Here is a 22387-nt window from a genome sequence, read left to right as displayed (position 1 = left end):
TGGCGCACCACATCGGCGTTGCCGCCATGGCGGAAGAAGCGCTCCCGCAGCCAATCGTCCAGCCCGTCAAACGCGGTCCGCCGCACAGGCTTGCGGAACGGAAAAGTCCCGCCCTCGCGCAGATACCGACGCACCGTGTTGCGCGCGCATCCGAATTCCTTCGCAAGTCGCTTCGCTCCCCAGCCAAGCTCATGCAGCCGCAGCATCGCTGAACTTCTTCAGGCTGAAGCAGCTCCTCCCCCCGCATCGTTCTCGACAATGCAGGAATCGCCGAAATCTCAACCGTCATCCATGCCTCCTCTCATAACCGAGGGGTCAGTTCTTCATTTCGTCAGGGGGTCAGTTTCTCAATTCGGCCGACATGAGGGCTTCGCGTCTCCGCCGGTTGCTCCAACCGCGCCATACGGCGTAACAGAAACGGTCGAGGCTCTAATCGCCACTGATGAAAGTTCAGTGGCAGGTCAGTTCCAAGAAGGTCTCCGACGGAACCTATACGTGATCGCCGTGGACGCCGGTTCAAGCGACCAGGGGCCATACTACCCAGGAACTGACGTTTGCTTTGATGGAAAAGCTCCGTGAAACGCGGGATCTCCCCGCGAGATACCCGTCATCATCGGATCGGCGGGCGGAGCGGGAGCTGGGCACATCTCAACCGGGTCGCCGAGATCTTTCGAGAGATTGCGCCAACTTTTTAGAAACTAAGGTTATTTCTATGTTGCGCTTTCATAACGATAGCGAAGCATAAATTCAAGTTAAATAACACTAATAACAGCAACGATGTGGTAGAGCTTTGACGATGCCAGCCTGACGAGGACGGCGCGCAGAGCCGTACCTTCAAAGCCGGCAGCTTGTGGGCCAGTGACACCCTCCTGTGCAAATGGCTGTGGAGCAGAGACTATGGAACACCGGCGGATTAGCGGCATCGAGGAGATACCTCCCCTTTCTCCAAGAGAAAAGGAGTGCATCCTATGGACGGCGAAAGGGAAGTCGTCGTGGGAAATAGGGCAGATTATAGGCATATCTGTAAATACTGTTAACTTCCACATAAAAAACGTTATGAAAAAGACGGACACTGGTAGCAGAATAACAGCAGCCATAAAAGCGCTACAATTTGGAATTATCGAATTGTGAAAAATCGACCAAAAATCTCGCACAAAGAATGTCATGCCGCGCAAAGAATGTCATGCCTAAGTCACGATGCTTTTGTTGCGGAGAAAGGCACTCCTGCGATTCGGCGGTTTTAACGTCCGTTGTGCCAGGAGTTTTCTTGAACCTGGATCTGTCGGAGCGGTGGGAGCACTAAGCTTCGGTCCATTTTCGGAAACGGTCCAAGGCGAGCCGCGGTGCACTGCACACTGACGCAGGTAAACGCCCGATCGATGTAGGAAGAAGTATACGTTGGCTAGATCACCTCTCGCGTTGCTTGTGCCTTGCTTAACATCACCTCGCGATGCGTGTTCGGCTCGGCACCGGGAACAGTGGAGCGCCGGGTAACGCGGACAGGTAATTGGTAATCGTGTCGGAGACCGGCAGCACCTGAAACGCCAAGGGCTTCATGATAGTGTCGGTCTGGATCAGCCCGAGGGCGGCTGTGACTAGAGGGGCCTCCCCCTCGCGTTGCGACCGATGTGACACCTGTCGGCGGAAGCCGGTCTGTCGCTGCGACATCCAACTTCAGGTCCACCAGAGAACTAGATCCGGCCGCGCAAACCCGAAAAAGCTGTTCAGCACTAGGCGACGCTTTCCGTTGCCTGGTTGACCCGTGACCCCGTGAACGAAACCGCCATCGATCAGGCCGATATCCCCCGCCCTGAGCTGGAAGTCGCGACAAGGAACGCCCTCGAGATAGGCTGCCGAATAGGGATAGCCCGTAGTCTCCACACGTTGAGACTTTCGGTCGATGACTCTCGGCTTGTGGCTCCAGAGCCGCAGATTGCCACCTTCCTCGGGCATGCTGGGATAGAAGTTGAGTGCTGCGACGGTGTTGTGCGCCACCGCAGGAAGCTCGTAATCGTTCCCAGCACATAACACTTGAGCGACGTCGTCGTGGGGGTCCAAGGAGAATGTGCCGCTGCCAGACCAACTGAGAGCGCGACAAACATTAGCCTGACCGTGCTCCGAACGGGCCAGCCGCAATTCAATGCCCTGTTTGTGAAGCTCGCGCTTCAACGCGTCGAACAGTGCTCGGACCGGATCAACCAAATTGCCGAAAAGGGCATCGACGTAGGGTCGCGCAGTTTCTGACTCTGCGAAATAGGTGGCTGCATCCTTCCTGTAGTGGGATGCGCCGACATATTGTCCGGGGACGCCATCCTTACGCTCCTTGAGACCGGGACTGCCACTGAAGTTCGCGGTGATCTCCTCGGCAATTTCGGTGCTGAAAGCTTGCTTGACGTGCAGAGCGGTGATCTCACCTTTCAGGACTGAGATGATGTCCGCAGTGCTGATCGAGCCGGTTCGTTCTCTGATCGCAACAGGCGAGGTGGCTGCGGCTTGGGATGCTTGATTAGCCTTCATTGACTTGCTCCTTTAGTGCGTGATCAAGGATGGCGATGCCATGATCGAGTTCGTCATCGGTGATGGTTATCGGTGGGAGGACTTTGATGACGTCGCGATTTGGTCCTGAAGATTCGATCAGCAGGCCATTTTCGAATGCGACATCGTGCACACGGCCGACAACGGCCTGTGAACGGCATTTGAGACCGGCCATCAGACCACGGCCGCGCTTTTGTTCGATGCACGTGGGAAATTTCGCAACGAGCCTGTCCAGGTGTCTTTGGAGTTTGGCGGCTGTCCGCTCAACGCCTGCAGTGAACTGCGTGTCGGACCACATTTTGCACATCGCCCCTGCAGTCACGAAGGCGAGATTGTTGCCTCTGAAGGTCCCGCTATGTTCTCCGGGATTCCAAATGTCCAAGTCGGGGCGAATCAGAACGATGGAGAACGGGCTGCCTGATCCGCTTAGGGACTTTGAAAGGCATATGATATCGGGATCAATGCCCGCGAACTCGAATGAGAAGAAGTCGCCCGTTCGGCCCGCACCAGCCTGAATATCGTCGACGATCAATACAACGCCGTGTTTGCGGCAAATGCGCTGAATTTCCGTTAGCCAAGCTGCTGATGCGGCGTTCATGCCGCCTTCTGCCTGAATGGTCTCCAGAATAATTGCCGCGGGCTTTTCTATCCCGCTTCCTGGGTCGCCCAATAAGGAGTCTATGTAACTCGGGGAATCGAAATCTTGGTTCGGATATCCGTCATAAGGGACGCGGATCACATCGTGACGAGCAACGCCGCCTAATTCCCTGGTCGACGCCGAACCCGAGACCGCCAGAGAGCCGAGCGACATACCATGGAATGCGTTTGTGAAGGCCATGACGCTTGAGGCGCCGGTATATTTTCGCGCCAGTGCCAGCGCTGCTTCGTTAGCGTTTGTGCCGGTCGGCCCAGGAAATTGTATCTTGTGAGAAAGCCCCCTGGGCTTCAGGATCGAATCCACAAACGCTTCAATGAAGTCACGCTTCGCCGCTGTATACATGTCTAGGGATAGGAGAATGTTCTCGCCAACCATATATTCGATTGCTGGCGCAATAATGTCTGGATGGTTGTGTCCGTAGTTGAGTGCGCCGGACCCTACAAGGAAATCGATATAAGGGTTACCGGCCTCGTCCCAGATTGTCGCCCCAAGGGCCTTCGTAAAGACTGTAGGAAACGACCGCCCGTACCGACGAACGTTGGACTCATGAGCCGTAAAAATCTCAGTGTTCATTTCAGGGTCCCTCTGCGTGTCGCGTCGCGTCAACGAGCAAGTGATTAAATGCGCTTGGTTTGTTGCGGTTGTTTTCAGCTTCACTTGAAGATCGGAACGGTCCGGGCGGAACTTTGGGCGGTCGTGACTTCCCATGAATATGTTGAGGAATGCCGAAACGCTCCTCAAAAACGTCCGTGACAAAAGGGAGACCGGACTTCGGCAGCTCAACTGCTGCACTGACGCACTTCGAAACCTCCTCTACCGTAGTCACGTTGCTCTGCACGGCGATATCTCTCGTCTAAGCGTTGGTCGAGCTCCGTTCTAGAGTTTTTGGGGAGGCGTCGATACTACGGCATTTGGTAGTTGACGCACCTCTTGTACCCGGCGAGACGCCCTGCCAATCCTATCAAGCTCAGCGCTAGCACCGGCTCATGTGTGACGGGCGCTTCTGCCATGCTGCAGCAGCATGCTAAGGTGTTGCAGGCCGCTTCGGCCGCAACACGAGCGGCGTAGCGGCGATGATCGGCGTTCTTCGATGTCGGGGCCGCTTTCGGACGGCTTATGAAGCGTCTCGACCAATTATGCCTAAATGAGGATCAGGCTCCCGAAAGGCCAACGGCGGAGGATATTACAGTCTGTTTGTAGGACCAGACTAAGCCGGTTCTCCCCCCATTTAGGCCAACAAGAGTTTACCAGACAACTTTGTGCTGAGAGATGCGCCCACGGATCGGTCGGAGCCGCGCGAGAATAGGCGACCAGACTCGTCGACCTGTTCCACATGATGCCCGCCTTATGCAGTCTCAGGAGGATCGAGATTCGCTCGCGCTTTCAGGCGGTTTGCCGACCTCCAGTCAGCATGCGAACGCCTTTGGATGGGCATATTCGCACATCCTACAAAGCAGAAAGCCATCCGTCCCATTCATGCACCATGATCCGGCTCAAGAGAATGTTGCCGAACCGGTCGTAGACGGTGTCCTCATGGGGTACCCCGCTCTCCTGACCCAGGAGACATTTCATGCCGATCTTGGCGGCGACCGCGGCGACCATCCGCGTGTGGTTGGACTGCACGCCGCCGATGGAGACAAGCGTGTCCGCATTTAACACGATCTCGTCGGGGATGATGTATTCGAGCTTGCGGAGCTTGTTTCCGCCAAATGCGAGACCGGAGTTGCAGTCCTCGCGCTTAGCGTAGATTTCCACCCTGCCCCCCAGATGCTTGGAGAGGCGGTCGAGCTTCTCGAAGGCGTGGGCCCAAAGGTGAGCGATAGCGTTCGAACTTTTGCAGCATTTTCTCTCCGGCAACACGCGATGGAGCTGATTAGCCATGCACGAGTGATTTTAGAGGCGTCTTTGATTTTGCGTCGTCTGTGTTATCCGACGCCCAAAAGTGTCCCATTACTATTTCCAGCGCCTCGTTCGTCATTGGGAGTCGCAACCGCACGCCGGCATACTGCGACCGGCTACCAATATGGCATTCACGAACTGCCTCTCCTGGATTAACCAGAATGACCGGATTGCGGTCACCATGGACTTCTCAAGCACAGTATTCCTTCTAATATCTGCTCAATGTTGATGGGGTCCAAAGTCTGCGCTATCTTGAGCACTGACCTTGTCAATGGGCCTCAAGGCAGCAGCAGCGATATGGCGAGCATTTGATCGCGCTGGAGCAAATCTGCGGACTCATTCGTCACCTCATCAAGGTCTGGCGGCTCGGATCCAACTTCCTTGCAACTGCCGAAATGCTCAGCCCTTCGGCTAATTCGGCTATCGCAGCCAGACCGCCAGATCAGAAAGAGCACGCTTGCGAAATACGCCAGCTGAAGGAGCAGGGAACAAGCCAGGGTTGTGACGACTACTGTGCCGATCGAATGAGATGCGAAGTAGACAGTCAGTGCGGTGCTGCACAGCACCACCCCCAGGACTCGACAAAACATTCTAAAGGTCAACGCCGTTCTCCTGGTTTTGTCTCCTCAGATCACGCTGCGACCTGATCGGCCGCAACATGGGTCTGGCAGTTCTTCGGGCAGACGCGGGCGCATGCCCCGCAGCCAATGCAGCGGCCGGCATGATCGACGACCATGATCATGCGATTGAGCTCGCCATCGAAATCGTCGTCTTCGCCGTCGCAGGCGCCGAGGATTTCACCCGCGTCATCGACGCCGTAAAGATGCATGACCTCGCGAGAGCAGACTTTGAAACAGCGGCCGCAGCCGATGCAGGTCGTGCCGTCTATAGCGGTGAGATATTCCGGCACCCATCCGGAGCCGTCGCGGGTGATAAATGTGTTCGTCATCGTAACTTCTTCATTGCAGCGAGGGCTCTTTTGGCACCATCCAACTCGGAAAAAACCGCCGACTTTTCCTGAGCAACTTCCTCTATCTCAGTCCATTTTCCCGGGAGATCCTCTGCAAGGTCGCAATTGCATCTTGGCAACTGCCGCGCGCAGCTGAAGCCTTCGGACTTTCTTCCCCATCTCGTCTAGCTTTGACATAAACTCTTGCTCGAAATCGGTTTCTTCACGCCCGTGCCACGTCGGGCTAGGCTTCGATGGCTGAAGTCGAACCAGTTTCGTACCGGCCTCCTCGATCTTCCTGAACGTCTCGAAGCCGAACCCATGGACGTCTGGACAGAAAGACGAGTTGCCCGACCATGAAAAGGACGGCCCGAAGTCCTTACGGTTTCATCTCCACGATTGGCGATGTCACCGGGCGGAGACGCTCCGCAATGGCAAGCCCGACGGCGGTGTAAAACAAATCGAGCCTCCACAGCAGGTCCGGATCGGGGTAGCCCATGCCACGGATCGCTTGGCGCTTTTCTGGTGATGATGAAGTCGGCCAGCAGCGTGGCGTCAGATTTGCCTTCCCATAAGCAGTAGGACTCCTGAGCACGGATCATCCGCACCAGGCATTTGACGAACGGGGTGGCAAGGGCCGCCTCGTCCTCGTTGACAGCTAGGCTGACCGCGGCATCAGACATTTCGCCTTTTGCTCATTTCAGTCCTCTTCCTCGAAGCACGATGTCTTTTTTCTGGCGCGCCTACTTCGGGCACACTTGCACAGCCGACGCCCGGCTCGGCGCCGCTGATTCCACGCAATTGACGTCCCTTTGGCCGACCTTGAACACGTCCTCGGCTGCGAAGTCTTCCACGCGAATTCGCGTCGAACATCACTTCCGCCGCAATGCGGCCGGAGGCCATGAAGATTCGAGCCTCGATCCTGCTGCAAACGATCGACCAAGTGCTGCATGGACCCTCCTTGCTGCGGTCACGCGAGGGAAATGGACGCAGTGGCCAGTAAGCCCTTTCGACCAATTACCCTTTTTTATCTTTCTTTCTTGGCCGACCGCGCTTTGGCACCTTCGGGAAACTGTTTTGCGCAGCGGCAAAGAGAGCGCCGCAACAAGCCTTCGCACGCCTGTACTTGGCGAGGGCCTGCAGCAAATCCGGCAGATGCTGCTCTTTCAATTCGGCCGGGATAGGCTCCGGACCGTCCAGCGACGTCAGTGCCAGTTCGACCAACTCGATCGCGCGATCATTGTTGCCGTTCTCGTGATAGTACCGGGCGGCCGCGGGATAAGATCGGAACTTGGGACTGTCGCCTTGCGGGGGATTCAGCGCCAGGATGTGTTCGGACAGCTCCTTGCCCATCGCGAAGCGCTCAGCAGGGGGAAGGCGCGAATGGTCATTGGCCGGATGGAAAAGTTGGTCTAGCGCCGAAACCATCCAATCCTCGGAGTTTTTGTCGATCGCGTCGCGAACCAACTGGCGCATCACGGGCAAGCCGGTCCACATGTCTTGTATTTTGTGAAGCAACAGATGTGCATGGGCCAAGCGGAAATTGAGGTCGTCCGGCATGAAGGCAATGCCCTCTTCGATCGCCCAGAGCGCCGTCTTCCAATCTTCCAACTTCACCGCCGCCCAGAACCTGTCATCGATCGGCTTCTCCAACGCTTGTTCGCGCGCCAGGGGTTCGCTTGTGGCGATCCGCTCATGATCGGCGGCTTTCGCTTTCTTGCTGGTACGCCAGCTGCCGTTGAGCACTTTCGGCAAAACCTCACCGAGTTGGCTCGTATGGCCGATAAAGGCGATGCAGCCGTCTCGGTCGACTACGAACGAGCTCGGAATCCCGACGCAAAAACTGGGTTCCCTCCAAAGCTTCTTCATTTCGCCTGTGTAGTCGAACCCAATCCGATGATTCAGATCCGGGCACTTTTCGGCCAACCACGCGTCCAACTTGGTCCGGGCCTCGACGGCCGTTGGAGCGTCTTCATCAGCCGCGATCCCGACGACCTCAAGTCCGCTGTCCTTGTATCTCTCCTGTAGCTGCATCAGCTCGAGAATCTCCGCCGCACATAGTTCGCACCAAGTTGCCCAAAACCGGGCGATATAAATTTTGCCGGGCTGGAAGTCCGCAAGGGGCTCGCCACGCAGCCAGTCCTCCACTTTGATCGAAGGAGCCGGAGACCCCATCCGCAACATATCTTGCCCTCCAAAGCTGTTGCCAAAGGTTGCGTGGCCTTATGCGCAAGCTTGTTCCCCCTTTGACACGGGGCACGAGGTAAGGAAGAGAGACCATCGCTCGTCTCGCGCATCTGCGTGCAGTCAGCCTTCACTCAGTGTTGCTGAATCTCAATTCGCAAAGGCCGTGCCACGCGCTCAGCGTACAGCAAACGCTTGATTATCCTTAGAAAGGCTTCCGGGGCGCGCAGTAGCCGGTTGTATTAGTCGCGACATGTTTTTGCCACTGTCAGGTCTTGGACACGCATCACCCGCTTCCCGTCGGCGCAGAAGCGTGGCCACCGACGTCTCGACATATAGGGACGAACAGATGCATGACCGCGTTGGCTGCCGCCAGCCTCGTCATCATCGTCCGCCTCAAGCCTTGCTTGAGCTTCTTGCCGTTCCGGTCGCCCAGCGGAACGCCATTGCGATTGCGGGGCCGCTCCCTCCAGCATCGCCTCTGCCTTACCTCTTCCGCTTTGCGCTTGAATTCCTGCTGGCGACGCAGGAGTTCTTCACGACGACGCCGGTTATGTCCGGCTGCGGGTCGCGAGTACCGTTATCGCCAGATGATGATCTGGGGAAGAGGGCCAGGATGAGTGCCGGCCTGTGCCGGGCCGGTGAACTCTCCCGGATCCTACTTTTGTTGTTCTGTGTCCCTGTGCGCAGGCCCTACAGGGACCACCTGGTGCGAATGTGAGCGTTGTCGGAATTTGGCCCGCCTGAAGGCCGCTAGGTCGCCACGCGATGGGCCAAGGCAGACTGAAAACGCCGAAGATGCGGCCGCCCTCGCCGCTGACGGCTACCATCCCAGGCGATGCTACGTGATTGATGCCACCGTTCGCGCCGAGGGCCGGCAAGAGCCCGACCGCCGGACTCGAAGGTCGGTGCGTTGGCCGCTGCACGGTCGTTCCGTGTTCAGTTCCCGGCCAGTGGTGAGGGAAATCGTGATAACGCTAGTACGAAGAGGCTATGGTCCGAACGCGGCCTGCCGCGCTGAAACGACTCTCTTTCTCGACCTGACGCCGGCTCGAGTATCTGTGTTTGAGCGCATTGAGGACGCCTGGGCTTCTGCCCGGCCGTTTGTCTGAGCGTTACGGGTTGTCTCGGCGAGCAGACACCGAGCGCGTTAGAGGCGTCCGGGGAATGTGCTTCGCGACGGCGCTTCCAAGTTGCGGGGCCGACGATTGTCAGGTCGGTGCAGAGCGCCCGCTGTCGCACCGCGTCACCGACGCCAGCCTTGTCGCAGTGTTCGGTGTCGACATCATAGCAGCGCCACGTGGCTCTCAGCACTTTGTGAATTTCCCTGCATGTCTTTTCCAGGTTGGCCATCTCCTGTGAAAATTGTTCCCGTGCGGCAATGTGGTGTGTGCGATGTCTAGACCACTCGGGGATGCCACCGCCCAACGCCGGAGGGGGACCAATAAGCGGAGGCGACATCAGGAGCGGCGGAGGCGATATAATCAGTACGGAAAGATACGCGCCGACCTCGGCGCACAAGCGAGCAGCTATTGCGACGTCCTGATCGGAATGGTCAGCTCCCGTCACACTGAGTATTTTCTTGAAGGCCATCTGACTGCTTCCCCCTGAGATGTCGGGCCCGTAGCGCGTTTCGAACCGCAAGACTTGCCTTTCAACGAAGACGGAGAGTGGCACACCATCCGTTCGCGATTCAGTCGTCCGGCTTCTCGAGCGAGTAGCCGGCAGACCTGACAGTACGAATGACGCTACCTGGCGAGGCCGCCTTCAGCGCCTTTCTAATCCGGCTGATATGGACGTCGACAGTGCGTTCACCGATATGGATATTGTCCGGCCAGGCCGCGTCGATCAGCTCGTCTCGGCTGAAGACCTTGCCGGGAGCCTCAAGAAATTGCCGCAGCAGGTTGAATTCGAGAGGTCCGAGGTGGATGTCGTGGCCATTGCCGCGAACTCGGTGGGCATCGAGCTTCATCTCAAGGCTGCCGCAGCAGAGCCAGCTGCCATTTTCGATCCCGTTTGAACCCGGCTTCGGTAGCGCCAGCTTCGTGCGTAGATAGTCGAGCAGCATCGCCGGCGTGAAGGGCCGCACAAAGCTCTCATCAATACCTGCCTTCAAGAGATCGAGCTGCTGGTTTTCGGCGCCGGGCGCGATCAGCGCAATAACCAGCAGGCCTCTGTTCCGGAACTCCGCCTTGAGCTGGGCACAGATGGTAGACCCTGTCGAGCTTGCCGGCTGGCAGTCCAGCACCACGGCCTGCGGCTCCCGTTCACTGGCTAATGCCAGCGCTTCCTCCACGCTTCTGGCCAGTTCAATCCTGAAGCCATCCACCCCCAGAATGTGGCTGTAGTACAGATACAACTCCGCATCTTGCGAACAGATCAGTACCCCTGGCTTCATCAGCGCTACCCCAAGAACCATATCGGCATGGACCGCCTCAATTGAGAGGGCTGGCCACCGCATGTCCTCAAGACCTGACATGATCCCCTCGATCGAAAGTCGGTTGCATCACGCCCGCGCCACCTCGGGATGAGCCTCAATGGCTGCGGTGGCATCGCCGGCCAGTTTGGTACCGGCCGCGGCGAGCTTCCAGAACGTCTCGAAACCGAACCGGTGGACGTCGCGCAGGGTCTTTGACAGAACGACCAACCGCCCGGCTGTGAAGAGCACGCGCCCGAAGCCCTCATGGCTCATCTCCATCATCGGCGATGCCATCAGGCCCGTGCGCTCCTCAATCGCAAGCCCGACGGCGGTGTAGAACTTATCGAGCCTCCACAGCACGTCCGGATCGGGATCGCCGATGATTGGAATTGCACGGCGCTGTTCCCTGGTGATGATGAAGTCGCCCAGCAGCTCGGGGTCCGATTTGCCTTCCCATGACCCGTGGGAATCATTGGCACGGATCAACCGCACGAGGCATTTGACGAACGGGGTGGCAAGGGCCGCCTCGTCCTCGGTGGCGGCAGGGCTAACAGCGGCTTCAAACATTTCGGCTACTCCTCAATTTAGCCCTCGTCCTCGAAGGAGGGTTTCTGTTCAGCGACACCTGCCTGCGCCAGCACCTTGCGCAGCCAAGGGGGAGGACACGTCCTGAGCATCATCTGCGTGCGCAACAGCACCTCTTGGATGGTCTGGGGCTGCGGGACTTTGATCGGATGGATCTTTGCGGAAACAAGTTTGGCTGCCGAAGGTCCGCCGATCGCCAGACAAAACAGGAGATGACAGCCCTTCAGCGCCTCCACCTTCGGGGTGATGCGGTCGTCGCCCTCAGTTGGGTGCTTCCCGCTCTCGTCGGAAACGTCATCGAAGGCCACGGCTTCGACGAGCTTCCACTCCTCGCGCATCACGTCGTAGACAGCAAAGCGCCTGGCTGAACCGAAATGGGCGTTGAGGTTCTTCATGTCCTGCGTGGCGATCGCCACGCGCAATGCGCCGGCTTGGCGTTCCGGCCTCGGTGCGTGAACCTCGTCAGTGACGAGCGAGAGGCGACGAACGGAGCTCATCTGGCATTTCTCGCTTACGGAGTGGATCAAGCGCCTCAGGCGTCGGCGCTCGCCCGTTGGCTTCGAAAATGTTGGCAACCTCGAAGATCAGGTCGCGGGTCCCCTGGTAGAGGATTGTGAGCTTGTGCTGGGCCCCGAGCCGGTCGAAGATCGGGAAGCCGACCCGCATGAGCGGAATGCCGAGGCGCTGCGCCGCCTGGCGGCCGTGGGAATGAGTAACGAAAAGATCAGCGCCGGCGCCAAGCGCTTCCAAATCGCCGAGATCGCCGATTTGAACCGACTGCGCCGGCACTTCCTCCAGAATTTTCGACATAGCGGCCGTTGTGACCGCCGCCCCGATTTCGGAGCCCATGCCGATGAAGAAGCTCGCGAGTTGGTAGAGTTGGTCTGGTTCAGCAGCGATCGCAATTTTCTTGCCTCCAAAGTGGAAATGTCCGTCGAGCAACGCGTCCTGCAACTGCGCCCGCCGACGGCGCACCTCAGCCGGCGCCGCCGCGCCCGAAACTGCGGACAGCAGGGAGACGAACCGGTCGGCGTCCCTCAATCCGGTCAGCGACCGGAACAGCACGTAAGGCACGCCGGTCAACCTCTGCAGCAGCTCGGCCGGGCGGCGCATATGCTCACCGATGACGATACATTGCTCGGCCGTGCCAAGCTCGCGGATATCCTCGACGCTGGTGCCGCCATAGGTGGTGGTGACCCAACGGTCGGGCACCGTTCCGTCGAGCGAGCCGGATACATCCGGCAGAACCACCGGCTTCAGTCCAAAGCTTTCAACCATCTGACGCAAATGCTCGATGTCAGCCACAGTGAGGTTCCAGCCAGGCAGGATCACGATCTTCTTCGATTGCCGCGCCTGCTCGCCGGGCCGTGTAATCCCTTCGATCATTGCGGTGACAGCTTTGGCCCAGCCCTCTTCGATCGCGCCATCGAAATCCGGTGTGTTGGCTAGCACCACCTCCGTACCCGCGAGTTCTTCCGTGCGCTTCAGCCTGATATTGGCGATATCTCCTGCGCAGTCTTCGCCCCGGGTTTCCAACAGCGCGGTCGTGCAAACCCCGATCAGCGTTGGCTTTGTGCGGGCCTTGAGGTTGAGGATCGCCTCTTCCAGATGGTCTGCCCCGCCGAGGATCGTCGCGACCTCGTCCATCGCGGTTGTCTGCAAGGGAATGGCTTCCTTGAAATGTCGCACGAAGAGCACGAGCGCGAAGCTGGTGCACCCCTGGCTGCCGTGGAACAACGGCATCGCGCCGTCGACGCCAAGAAAGGCCAAGGCGGCACCCAGAGGCTGCGATGACTTCAGCGGATTGACCGCCGCCGCTTTGGTCTGGGGAAGGATGCGGCCCATTGGCTTCTCAACACTCGCCGAAATCAGCGGCGTCGTGCCGGAGAATTCCTGGACAGCATGCAAGGTCACGGTCTCGCTTTTCGTGCGCGGCAGTTCCTCCCTCACCGCAGGCTGGCAATCCCATGGTGCCGGCTCCCGTAGCTGGCACCAGATGGGGTTTTGAATGGCCAGGTCGATCTGGCGTACGAGTTCCACCATGCCGTCATAGCCGGCGTAAGGGTGTTGACGCTCCTGGTTGATATCGAGCCAAGGTGTCTTGGCCTTCAGAGCGACGAATTGCGTGCGCCCGCCTGATAGCAGGATATCGGCCTTGTGTTCGGAGAGCATGGCGTAAAGCTCGCGCGCTGCCATCTGCTCGAATATACGGTTCTCGTCCTTGAGGGTCTGCTTGATCCGCTCCTTGTCTTCCACGGTCGACTTCTTGACAGAGGTGCCAACGATCTCGATCCCGATCTCCATCAGCGCATGGACGACCGACCAGGACTTCACGCCGCCGGTGTTGAGCAGCACGCGCTTACCTTCGAGCCTCTGCCGGTAGGCGGCTAGCTTCTTCCAGGCGATCGCTTCTTCCTCTGCAATCAATGCCTCGGTGCGGCCGAGGATCTCCGGATCAGCACCCTGCTTCACGAGCAGCTCAGCTATGTTCCGGAGTGCATCCGAGGTATCGGTGATGCCGTAGAAGGAGCCCTCGAAAAACGGGATGCCCCAGCGCTCGTGCATCTTGCGGGCGAGATTGATGAGCGCAGTGGAGCACACCATCATAGCCGCCCGGGCGCGGTGCGCGCAGGCAATGTCGAAGTAACGCGCGTCACCCGGAATGCAGGCGCGCACCCGGATCCCGAGCCGATCCAGCAGCGGCTTCACCAGCCAGAATTCGCCTGAGAGGTTGAATTCGCCAAGGATGTTGATGTCGTAAGGGCCGGGATCGTCGGGCTCGGCCGTTCCGATGACATGCTTGAGCAACGCCTCGCCGGCAAGCTTGTTGCCAAGATTCTTGGAGCCGACGAAGCCCGGCGCATTGACCGGTACAACGGCCAAGCCGAACTTTTCCGCCGCGCGCTGGCAGACGGCCTCTATGTCGTCGCCGATCAGCGCCGTCACGCAGGTTGGATAGACGAAGATCGCCGGCGGCCCATACGCTTCCTTGATCTCGCGGATCGCTTTGAAGAGCTTCCGCTCGCCCTGCCCCATGACAACATCGAGTTCGGTGAGGTCTGTCGTGAAGCTCGTGCGCCACAGCGTTGGCCCGGACGAAGCCGCACCGCGGTTGTCCCAGGAATTGCCCTCGCAGGCGAGCGGCCCATGGACCAGGTGTGCGACGTCCGTGATCGGCTGCAGCACGATCTTGGCGCCATCGAAGGCACAGCCGCCGGCCGCCGCCCCGGGGATCAGTGGCTTCGAACAGCCCTCCTTGCGCGCCTTGGCATCCTTGCCGCGGTTCTTTTCGCAGCCAGGCTCGTTGAAGACATCCTGGATTTTGGCTCTGAGCAAGGACATTGCGTCGGTCTCCAAAGTCCCTCGGGAAGACGACCGGCCAAAGCCGACCGTCAAGCTTAGCGGGTGAGGTCATACGAATAGTCCGTCACGCCCGTCTCGCTTGTCTCGCGATCGAGCTTGTCGAAGATCTTGTCGAGGATCGTCGTCAGCACGCGCAACCCGCCTTGGTAGCCCATCAGCGCAAACCGATGGTGATGGTGGCGATCGAAGATCGGAAACGTCAGCCGGATCAGCGGCGTGCCGGTGTCGCGCTCCAGATACTTGCCATAGGAGTTGCCGATCAGCAGGTCCACCGGCTCGGTGAAGAGCAGCGAGCGCATCGCCCAGAGGTCCTTGCCCGCCCAGACTTGAGCATCCTTGCCGAAGGGCGATGATGCAAGCAGTTCCTTCAACTCCGCTTCCCATGCCGACGTGCCGTTGGTGGCGAGGCAATGGGTCGGCTCGCCGCCCGTCTCCATGATGAAGCGGGCCATGGCGTAGACAAAGTCCGGATCGCCGTAGATAGCGTATTTCTTACCGTGCAGCCAGGATTGGCTGTCGGCCATGGCGTCGACAAGTCGGCCGCGCTCGAGGCGGATTGCCTCGGGGATTTGCTTGCCGGAAATCGCGGAAACCTCCATCAGGAAGTCGTCAGTCGCCTTTACACCGAGCGGGTAATGGAACGAGGCCGTCGCCTGCCCCACCCCCTCGCAATACTCTAGCGTTTTTCGGCTGTTGTAATGCTGCAGCGACAGCGTCGCCTCGGCGTTGAGCGCCTTCCTCACGTCTTCGATCTTCGTGCCGCCGTCATACATCCGGTATTCGCCGTCGGACGGCGTGTCGAACTGGTCAGAGGCGTCTTGGATCAAGGTATAGGACACGCCTATCAGGTCGAGCAGGCGCTTGAGTTCCCGGTTGTTGCCAACACAGAATCCGTCGAAGCCCGGAATGACGTTGATGGTCCCCTCGGCTTCCGTTCGCTCCTCGCCTTTCCAGAAATGCTCCAAAATCCCCTTGAGCGTGACGTCGTAGCCATCGACATGACTGCCGACGAAGGCCGGCGTATGGGCGAAGGGGACGTCGAAGTCGCGCGGGACCGAGCCTTCGTCCTTGGCGTTCTCGATGAAGCTGTGCAGGTCATCGCCAATGACCTCCGCCATACAAGTGGTCGAGACGGCGATCATCTTTGGGTCGTAGAGTTGGTACGTGTTGGCGAGCCCATCGACCAGGTTCTTCAGGCCGCCGAACACTGCCGCGTCCTCGGTCATCGAGGATGAAACCGCCGAAGCAGGCTCCTTGAAATGGCGCGACAGGTGCGAGCGGTAATAGGCCACGCAGCCCTGGCTGCCGTGGACGAATGACATGGTTCGCTCGAAGCCCGCGGCCGCGAAGACCGCGCCGAGCGGCTGGCAGGCCTTGGCGGGGTTCACGACAAGCGCTTGGCGAGCGAGATTCTTTTCGCGGTATTCCCACGTCTTGGTGAATTCGCGTTGGTCGGTAACGATCTGGTCCGGGTGCGGACATTCGAAATTCAGCTTCTTCTCGGCAAGCATCTGCCTGTATTCCGGTTCGCGGAACAGGGGAGCGTGGTCGAGAACTTTTTCAGCCGACTGCGGCATGGGTGGTTACCTCTTTCCATCTGGCCCGCCATACGGCGGCACAGGGACGTCGAAACGTTTTCAGGTCTCCCGCGGACAAGCGGCCACAGGCGTTCGCGGCCTCCCGGCTTCCGGGAGGCCAGGGTTTCATTCGGCTGCGATCGCCGCCGACGGCTCGGCTTTTTTCTTCCAGGGGGCGTCGTAGAGGTTCCAGACCGGGTTGTTGATAGCCAGGTCCATATCGCGCGCGAAGATGGCGAAGCCGTCGTAGCCATGATACGGGCCGGAATAATCCCAGGAATGCATTTGACGGAACGGTATGCCCATCTTCTGGACCGGGTACTTTTCTTTGATGCCGGAGCCCACGAGATCGGGACGGATCCCCTCGATGAACTTCTCCAGCTCGTAACCAGTCACGTCGTCATAGATCAGCGTGCCCTTTTTCACGTAGTGGCCGGTGCGCTGATAGTCGTCGTTATGGCCAAATTCATAGCCAGTGCCGACGATCACCATGCCCAGGTCCTCATATGCGGTGACGACGTGACGGGGGCGCAGCCCGCCGACATAGAGCATCACCGTCCTGCCTTCGAGGCGCGGCCGGTACTTGGCTATGACCGCCTCGACCAGCGGCCGGTATTTGGCGATGACCGCCTCGGCCTTTGCCTCGATTTCCGGCCCGAAGTGCTTGGCTATCTTGCGCAGAGAGGCTTCGGTCTGGGAGGGCCCGAAGAAATTGTACTCCATCCAGGCGATGCCATACTTTTCCTCCATGTGCCGGCAGATGTAGTTCATCGACCTGTAGCAATGGATGAGATTGAGTTTCGCCTTTGGCGCTCGCTCTATTTCGGCCAGCGTAGCGTCGCCCGACCAGTTGCCGACCACGCGCAGACCCATCTCCTCGAGCAGAATGCGCGAAGCCCAGGCGTCGCCGCCGATATTATAGTCGCCGACCACATTGACATCGTACGGGCCGGCCTCGAACTCGAGGTCCTTCTTCTCGAACACCCAGTCGCGGATCGCGTCGTTGGCGATGTGGTGGCCGAGGGATTGCGAGACGCCGCGGAAGCCCTCGCAGCGCACCGGCACGATTGTCTTTTCGTGCTCCTTGGCCTTGTTGCGGGACACAGCTTCGGTGTCGTCGCCAATCAGGCCAATCGGGCATTCGGATTGCACAGTCATGCCCTTGTTCAGCGGAAACAGTTCCTCGATCTCGTCGATGATCCGTTCCAGCTTCTTGTCGCCGCCGAAAACAATGTCCTTCTCCTGGAAATCGGAGGTGAACTGCATGGTGACGAACGTGTCGATGCCGGTCGTGCCGACGTAGTAGTTGCGGCGTTGAGACCAGGAATATTGCCCGCAGCCGACCGGCCCGTGCGAGATATGGACCATATCCTTGACTGGACCCCACACCACGCCTTTCGAGCCGGCATAGGCGCAGCCGCGAATCGTCATCACGCCGGGGATGGACTTGATGTTCGATTTGACATCGCATTCGGAAAGGACCTCGCTTTCCTCGCCAGCCTCGTCGCCGCTCTTTGCGACGTTGAGGTGCTTTTTGCGGCGCTTCGCCGACTTGTCAGGATATTGCGACAGCACCTCCTCGATAAGCTTCGCATGGAGGGCACCGTCATTCTCGTATTCCAGGCTCATGGGACCCCTTTCAAGGTTCAGGGACGCCTCACCGACGAGGCGCCGTTCTTTGAAAGGCGCACCAGGTCAGGCGGCGCCTTATGTCGCAGCGGTCGCTACTGTGCGGCCGCCTTGGCCGCTTCCTTGACCTGAAGCTCGGCAAGCATCTGCTCGTCGGTCTTCATGATGCCGAAGTCGAGCAGCATGTCCTCGAGCTCCTCCATGGTGATCGGGGTCGGGATGGTGCCCTGGCCCGAATTCCCATGGATCTTCTCGGCCAGCGCCCTGTATTCGCCGGCCTGCTTGGAGTCCGGCGCATACTGGATCACAGACATCTTCCTGAGCTCGGCGTGCTGGACGATGTTGTCGCGCGGCACGAAGTGGATAAGTTTGGAATTGAGCCTGGAAGCAAGCGCCTCGGCGAGGTCGAGTTCGCGGTCAGTTTGGCGCTCGTTGCAGATCAGGCCCCCGAGCCGCACGCCGCCCGAATGGGCGTATTTCAGGATGCCCTTGGCGATGTTGTTGGCGGCATAGAGCGCCATCATCTCGCCGGACATGACGATGTAGATTTCCTGGGCCTTGTTCTCGCGGATCGGCATCGCGAAACCGCCACACACCACATCCCCGAGCACGTCGTAGGAGACATAGTCGACATCGTCGTAGGCGCCGTTCTCCTCGAGGAAGTTGATCGAGGTGATCACGCCGCGGCCGGCGCAGCCGACACCTGGCTCGGGTCCGCCCGACTCCACGCATTTGATGCCTTTGTAGCCGACCTTGAGCACGTCCGCGAGTTCCAGGTCTTCCACCGAACCTTCCTCTGCCGCGAGATGCAGGACCGTATCCTGCGCCTTCGCGTTGAGGATCAGGCGGGTGGAGTCGGCTTTGGGGTCGCAGCCGACGATGAGGATTCTCTGCCCGAGGTCGACCAGGGCGGCGAGCGTATTTTGGGAGGTGGTGGACTTGCCGATGCCGCCCTTGCCGTAAAAGGCGATCTGACGCAAACCTGACATGTAGCTTTCCTTCCTTCGTTCCCATTCATCGCGGCTGCCGCGACTTGAATGCCGGTCGGGCAGCTCTAGCCGCCTCGCACCTAAGGATCTCAAGACTCATGCCAATTTGGCTGATCCAACCGAAGAATAACTTCATGGTTGCTTTTCAGGGGTTTAGCTTGAGTTCCAAGAAAGGATCGTCGGAACGGCCCGTGTAGCGGACGCGACATTGGCGACACAAAGCGTCGGATCGCGATCCTCAGTCACCGCATTCGGTTGAACCGCATCGTTGTATTGAGGTGGACGAACAGCATCTCGACCCTCTGCGGGATGCTGCGAACTCTTCTGTGCCCGCGAGCTGACGTGCTTGCTCAACGCGTGTCCAAGTGGACACTCCGCCGACTTTGCGCGCGATCCTAGCATGCCACCGATCCACGGCCACTCATCCGGGGCACGGGCGAATAGTGTCCGCTATATCAACCCGAGGGACTCGGTTTACTTCTCGGCGCAGGAGTTCAGTACCGTCGTCATCGCCTTCACATGTTCGTCGATCCGCTCGAGCACTTTCGCTGCGACAACGTCGCGCTCAGGCAGATGCCACCAGTACTCGTTGACGAGTTTGACCGTCTCGACCACTGCCTTCAGGACTGCTGGCTCCGGAAGCCGTGCACGGTTCGCAAATGCTTTCCATCGCGGTGCTGCTAGCGCCTTGAACGAGCGCTCTCCTCCAAGCGACAGCGCCATGGCGTCGGCGGGAATATATGGCACGGTGGACAGGAGGTCGTAGATTGGTGCAAGCGCCGGCTTGTCGCCGTTATCGGGATAGATCAAAGACCAGTTCTTCAGGTGCATGTCGCCATTGCCGGTGATGACGGTCAGTGCCAGGCGGCGGACGAATTCGAGAGCCGCCGTAGGCGAGACGGCCACGCCAAGAGCCAAGGCTATGTCGTGATAAGCAGCCCCCTCATATTTGCGCGAGGGGTAGACACCGAAGACCTGAGCGAAATCCTCGATGTGTATCCTCTCGCCCTCAGCGCCGCGATCGAAGCGTTTGACGAGAAGGACCTTGCCCTCTGACAGCGTGTTGAATTCTTCGGGAATATCCTCAAAATCGGACTTCTCGACAAGTTCGCGTTCAGGAACCTCCATGCCGATTGCTGCTGCCAGCGCCAGGTTGGCGAATTCGTTCTCGGAAACGCCCGGAAACGCCGTCGAAGGGAACTTGGCGATGTACCGGCCCTGCTCGTCGTCCATCGGCAAGGTAAGGCCGCCGCCTTTTCCAATGTTCTTCATGACCGACAGCTTCATCTGCACGCCGGCAAGCGAGAACCGTGCCTTGGGCTGATCCTTTGAAGCGTCCTGTGAAACCGCTATCGCGCCGTCACTGGGCAACGCCCGTACGGCTCCCGGCAGATCGGCGCCCAGCGCCGCTAAAAGGTCGAAATCATTGCCTGGCCGCACATTGCCTTCGTGGTGCCTTTCCATCGCCTCGCGCAATTTCTCCTCCGGCAGGAGGTTCGCGAAGAATGCGGGCAAGGCGCTTGCCAGAGGCTTCGGATCTTTCCGCAATCCTCCCGTCGCTGCCCGGAACGACAGGCTGAGAACCGGAAAGCCGCCCGTCGCGCGGTAGGCCTCATCGAAGTTGAATGCATTGAAATCGCCCGGCGTCCTGACGATTGTGCCGATTTTCGCTGCGTTCAAGAGCACGTCCAGCGACGGGATCGTCTTAGGTGCGCGAAAGACTGGAGCCATGATCGTCATCGTCAGGTTGAGAAACAAAGGCGGGTCGATCGTCATCATCATGTGGACGCAATAGAGCCTGGACAGCCGGCACCATGACTTGCGGAACCAGCATCATTTCCAGACCGAGCGCGCGAGCGATATTCATGAGGGTCGTCGCACGCGCCGCTGCGGCTCCCTTTTCGATGTCGCGATAGCGGGGACGGGATATACCCGCCAAGTCAGCAACCTGCTCCTGCGTCATGGCGGCGGCCAGCCTCGCCTTCCTGAAAAGCCCACCGATTTCGCGCAGAATTTCCGATTCAGAGTCCATAACGATACGCAGATGATTCATTCCAATGCCAAATGATACGCAGGGGTATCTTATCCAGCGGAGCAAGTCAAAGCTTTATGATCTGTTCACGTATCATATATGGAAATGATGATATGCAAAGATATCTTTAGCGCCTCAGAGCGAACGGCGGTCCTCGAAGAGCAGCTGCTACTGCCACCGTGCACCCGGCGTTTCTACCGACTGGGCCGGCCAGGTGCGTACGTCGCCCGAAAACGGCCAACTGCGAACATTCAGCGAAATGGCTATTTTGACCTCGGCGCAATGCGCCCGACGGTGTCCCTATGAACACGAAAGAGATGAGCGATTTCAGCTGCCGTTAAAGTGGTGACGTCCGGACAGGCCTAAAAGCTGGATGGGACGACATCGACGCGATTGGAACTAGAAGCACGAAAGCGCATGGCCGCTGATCAAGGCTGGCAAAGGCCAGGTGGTCGCCCCTCCCACTCGGGCGGGTGGGACGACCACCCATGGCTTGGTCTAAGCGGCTGCTAGAAGCTGGTATCCGTCGTCATTGCTGTGCTGAATTTGGATCGGTTGCGGCTTCAGTGTGTGCACACTCCGACGCGACAGCTCATCCATCCCAGCTCCGGAAGCTAGATCGAGTTTTTCAATCGCTAAACGCCGGATGATTGTCTCCGCCGACCCATCGATCACAAACTCGCCCCGCTCCCATCGTCCCACTGACTGCTTGTCGTGGTGAACAAGCACAGCAAGCTCAGCTTGAGTATACCCCATTTCTGTTCTCAGAAAACGGAGCTCGTCAGGGCTAATCCCATGCTCGTGTGAGACTATGCCAAGAGCGATTACACGATGAAGTTCGTTGACAGCCGGGATGGTGATGATTTCGTCACCTTCATCGTCGTTCACGAAATCAAGACCGCTAATGAAAACGTTCTTCAGTCCGCATTCGGTGTAGTGGTGGCTATTCATCGCATTCTCCATTCAACGTACCTGCGCGGGTAGACGGCTCGTCAACCCACATAACACTGACAATTTTTAGGAAGGTGCCGGTCTTCTCAGGAATGACTATCACTCTCAGAGTGCGGCTATTGCCGTTGGGACAGAGACCTTCCATCGCATATTTTTTGTACGCGGGTCGCGTACTCTCCATCGGCTCCATGTGCACAAAGCCATTTTTGAGGACGTACAAAACGTCACCCATGATAATGTTTCGTTCGGCCATACGGTCGATCGCGTGGCGCTTATAGGAAATCGTAAGCGCTTTCGAACGCGCAATCGCGCGTATTTCGTCCGTTGCTTGCCCCTTCGGCCAATCACAACGACGGACTACAACGCCCCCATGCCCGCTTGGTTTCACCTTAGGTATATCACTATGATACATTTTAAAAGAGTCCCTTTCGCTAAAATTTGTGATTTGGTAAAAAATCTCTCCACGATAAAAAGGGCGCCCTGGGAGGTAAGGGCGCCCTATTTATCACTTCTTGATGTGCGTCACGATATGCGTGTTCGGCTTGCGAACCGCAGTCGTAACAGTCGTGAACCGACCCGAGACCGCACTGCGGCCAACCGTAATCGTCTTCCTGCTC

At 58.6% G+C, this 22387-nt stretch carries 17 protein-coding genes and 4 pseudogenes; 1 reads left to right on the top strand and 20 read right to left on the bottom strand.

The window, feature by feature from the left end:
* A pseudogene (locus NKJ58_RS29755) lies at positions 1 to 289 on the bottom strand (helix-turn-helix domain-containing protein); the annotation flags it as partial.
* A gap of 608 nt (positions 290 to 897) precedes the next feature.
* Here NKJ58_RS29755 and NKJ58_RS29750 point away from each other — a divergent pair.
* Positions 898 to 1131, top strand: a complete 234-nt coding sequence (locus tag NKJ58_RS29750; protein ID WP_352854584.1) for a helix-turn-helix transcriptional regulator — start codon at positions 898 to 900, stop codon at positions 1129 to 1131.
* A gap of 543 nt (positions 1132 to 1674) precedes the next feature.
* Here the strand turns inward: NKJ58_RS29750 and NKJ58_RS29745 are convergent.
* The 19 genes and pseudogenes from NKJ58_RS29745 to NKJ58_RS29655 form a co-directional block, all read right to left on the bottom strand.
* Positions 1675 to 2517 carry a 2OG-Fe(II)-dependent halogenase WelO5 family protein gene (locus tag NKJ58_RS29745; protein WP_352854583.1) on the bottom strand — a complete coding sequence of 281 codons (843 nt, stop codon included), beginning with the start codon at positions 2515 to 2517 and terminating at the stop codon, positions 1675 to 1677.
* Positions 2507 to 3766 carry a diaminobutyrate--2-oxoglutarate transaminase gene (gene ectB / locus NKJ58_RS29740; protein ID WP_352854582.1) on the bottom strand — a complete coding sequence of 420 codons (1260 nt, stop codon included), beginning with the start codon at positions 3764 to 3766 and terminating at the stop codon, positions 2507 to 2509. The genes NKJ58_RS29745 and ectB overlap by 11 nt, the downstream gene beginning before the upstream one ends.
* Positions 3767 to 4675: 909 nt before the next feature.
* A pseudogene (locus tag NKJ58_RS29735) lies at positions 4676 to 5036 on the bottom strand (pyridoxal-phosphate dependent enzyme); the annotation flags it as partial.
* 334 nt (positions 5037 to 5370) lie between these two features.
* Complete coding sequence (locus tag NKJ58_RS29730) at positions 5371 to 5682, bottom strand: exopolysaccharide production repressor protein (protein WP_352854589.1); 312 nt, start codon at positions 5680 to 5682, stop codon at positions 5371 to 5373.
* A 41-nt stretch (positions 5683 to 5723) separates the two neighbouring features.
* Positions 5724 to 6041, bottom strand: coding sequence for a ferredoxin III, nif-specific (gene fdxB, locus NKJ58_RS29725; RefSeq protein ID WP_023672812.1), 318 nt, complete (start codon positions 6039 to 6041; stop codon positions 5724 to 5726).
* A pseudogene (locus tag NKJ58_RS29720) lies at positions 6038 to 6239 on the bottom strand (CCE_0567 family metalloprotein). Before NKJ58_RS29720 ends, fdxB begins: the two are co-directional and overlap by 4 nt.
* A gap of 69 nt (positions 6240 to 6308) precedes the next feature.
* Positions 6309 to 6724 (bottom strand): annotated as a pseudogene (locus NKJ58_RS29715) (DUF269 domain-containing protein); the annotation flags it as partial.
* A gap of 334 nt (positions 6725 to 7058) precedes the next feature.
* Entirely contained in the window at positions 7059 to 8225 is a 1167-nt protein-coding gene (locus tag NKJ58_RS29710; protein ID WP_352854581.1) for a TlpA disulfide reductase family protein, read from the bottom strand.
* Positions 8226 to 9918: 1693 nt separating this feature from the next.
* On the bottom strand, positions 9919 to 10704 hold the full coding sequence (locus tag NKJ58_RS29705; protein ID WP_352854580.1) for a response regulator transcription factor: 786 nt from the start codon (positions 10702 to 10704) through the stop codon (positions 9919 to 9921).
* Between the two features lie 27 nt (positions 10705 to 10731).
* Complete coding sequence (locus NKJ58_RS29700; protein ID WP_286461356.1) at positions 10732 to 11211, bottom strand: NifX-associated nitrogen fixation protein; 480 nt, start codon at positions 11209 to 11211, stop codon at positions 10732 to 10734.
* 17 nt (positions 11212 to 11228) lie between these two features.
* Complete coding sequence (gene nifX / locus NKJ58_RS29695) at positions 11229 to 11726, bottom strand: nitrogen fixation protein NifX (protein WP_352854579.1); 498 nt, start codon at positions 11724 to 11726, stop codon at positions 11229 to 11231.
* The gene (locus NKJ58_RS29690; RefSeq protein WP_352854578.1) at positions 11692 to 14571 is read right to left on the bottom strand and encodes a bifunctional nitrogenase iron-molybdenum cofactor biosynthesis protein NifEN; all 2880 of its coding nucleotides are present in this window, start codon (positions 14569 to 14571) and stop codon (positions 11692 to 11694) included. The genes nifX and NKJ58_RS29690 overlap by 35 nt, the downstream gene beginning before the upstream one ends.
* A gap of 56 nt (positions 14572 to 14627) precedes the next feature.
* A complete protein-coding gene (gene nifK / locus NKJ58_RS29685) occupies positions 14628 to 16169 on the bottom strand; it encodes a nitrogenase molybdenum-iron protein subunit beta (protein WP_352854577.1) in 1542 nt (513 codons plus the stop codon).
* A 126-nt stretch (positions 16170 to 16295) separates the two neighbouring features.
* Positions 16296 to 17798: a nitrogenase molybdenum-iron protein alpha chain gene (gene nifD, locus NKJ58_RS29680; RefSeq protein ID WP_352812844.1), complete on the bottom strand. Its 1503-nt coding sequence runs from the start codon at positions 17796 to 17798 to the stop codon at positions 16296 to 16298.
* 95 nt (positions 17799 to 17893) lie between these two features.
* Positions 17894 to 18787: a nitrogenase iron protein gene (gene nifH, locus NKJ58_RS29675; RefSeq protein ID WP_023706403.1), complete on the bottom strand. Its 894-nt coding sequence runs from the start codon at positions 18785 to 18787 to the stop codon at positions 17894 to 17896.
* 474 nt (positions 18788 to 19261) lie between these two features.
* Positions 19262 to 20518 (bottom strand): type II toxin-antitoxin system HipA family toxin, encoded by a 1257-nt coding sequence (locus NKJ58_RS29670; RefSeq protein ID WP_352854576.1) that lies wholly within the window; start codon positions 20516 to 20518, stop codon positions 19262 to 19264.
* On the bottom strand, positions 20493 to 20840 hold the full coding sequence (locus NKJ58_RS29665) for a helix-turn-helix domain-containing protein (RefSeq protein ID WP_156936469.1): 348 nt from the start codon (positions 20838 to 20840) through the stop codon (positions 20493 to 20495). Before NKJ58_RS29665 ends, NKJ58_RS29670 begins: the two co-directional genes overlap by 26 nt.
* Before the next feature lie 477 nt (positions 20841 to 21317).
* Positions 21318 to 21770 (bottom strand): helix-turn-helix domain-containing protein, encoded by a 453-nt coding sequence (locus NKJ58_RS29660; RefSeq protein WP_023706400.1) that lies wholly within the window; start codon positions 21768 to 21770, stop codon positions 21318 to 21320.
* Positions 21763 to 22182, bottom strand: coding sequence for a DUF4258 domain-containing protein (locus NKJ58_RS29655; protein ID WP_352854575.1), 420 nt, complete (start codon positions 22180 to 22182; stop codon positions 21763 to 21765). Before NKJ58_RS29655 ends, NKJ58_RS29660 begins: the two co-directional genes overlap by 8 nt.
* Positions 22183 to 22387: the final 205 nt, after the last annotated feature.

Source organism: Mesorhizobium sp. M0139 (genome assembly GCF_040322455.1).
Lineage (GTDB): Bacteria > Pseudomonadota > Alphaproteobacteria > Rhizobiales > Rhizobiaceae > Mesorhizobium.
The sequence above is the reverse complement of the archived record's forward strand: the minus strand, read 5'-3'. Positions and strand labels throughout refer to the sequence as shown.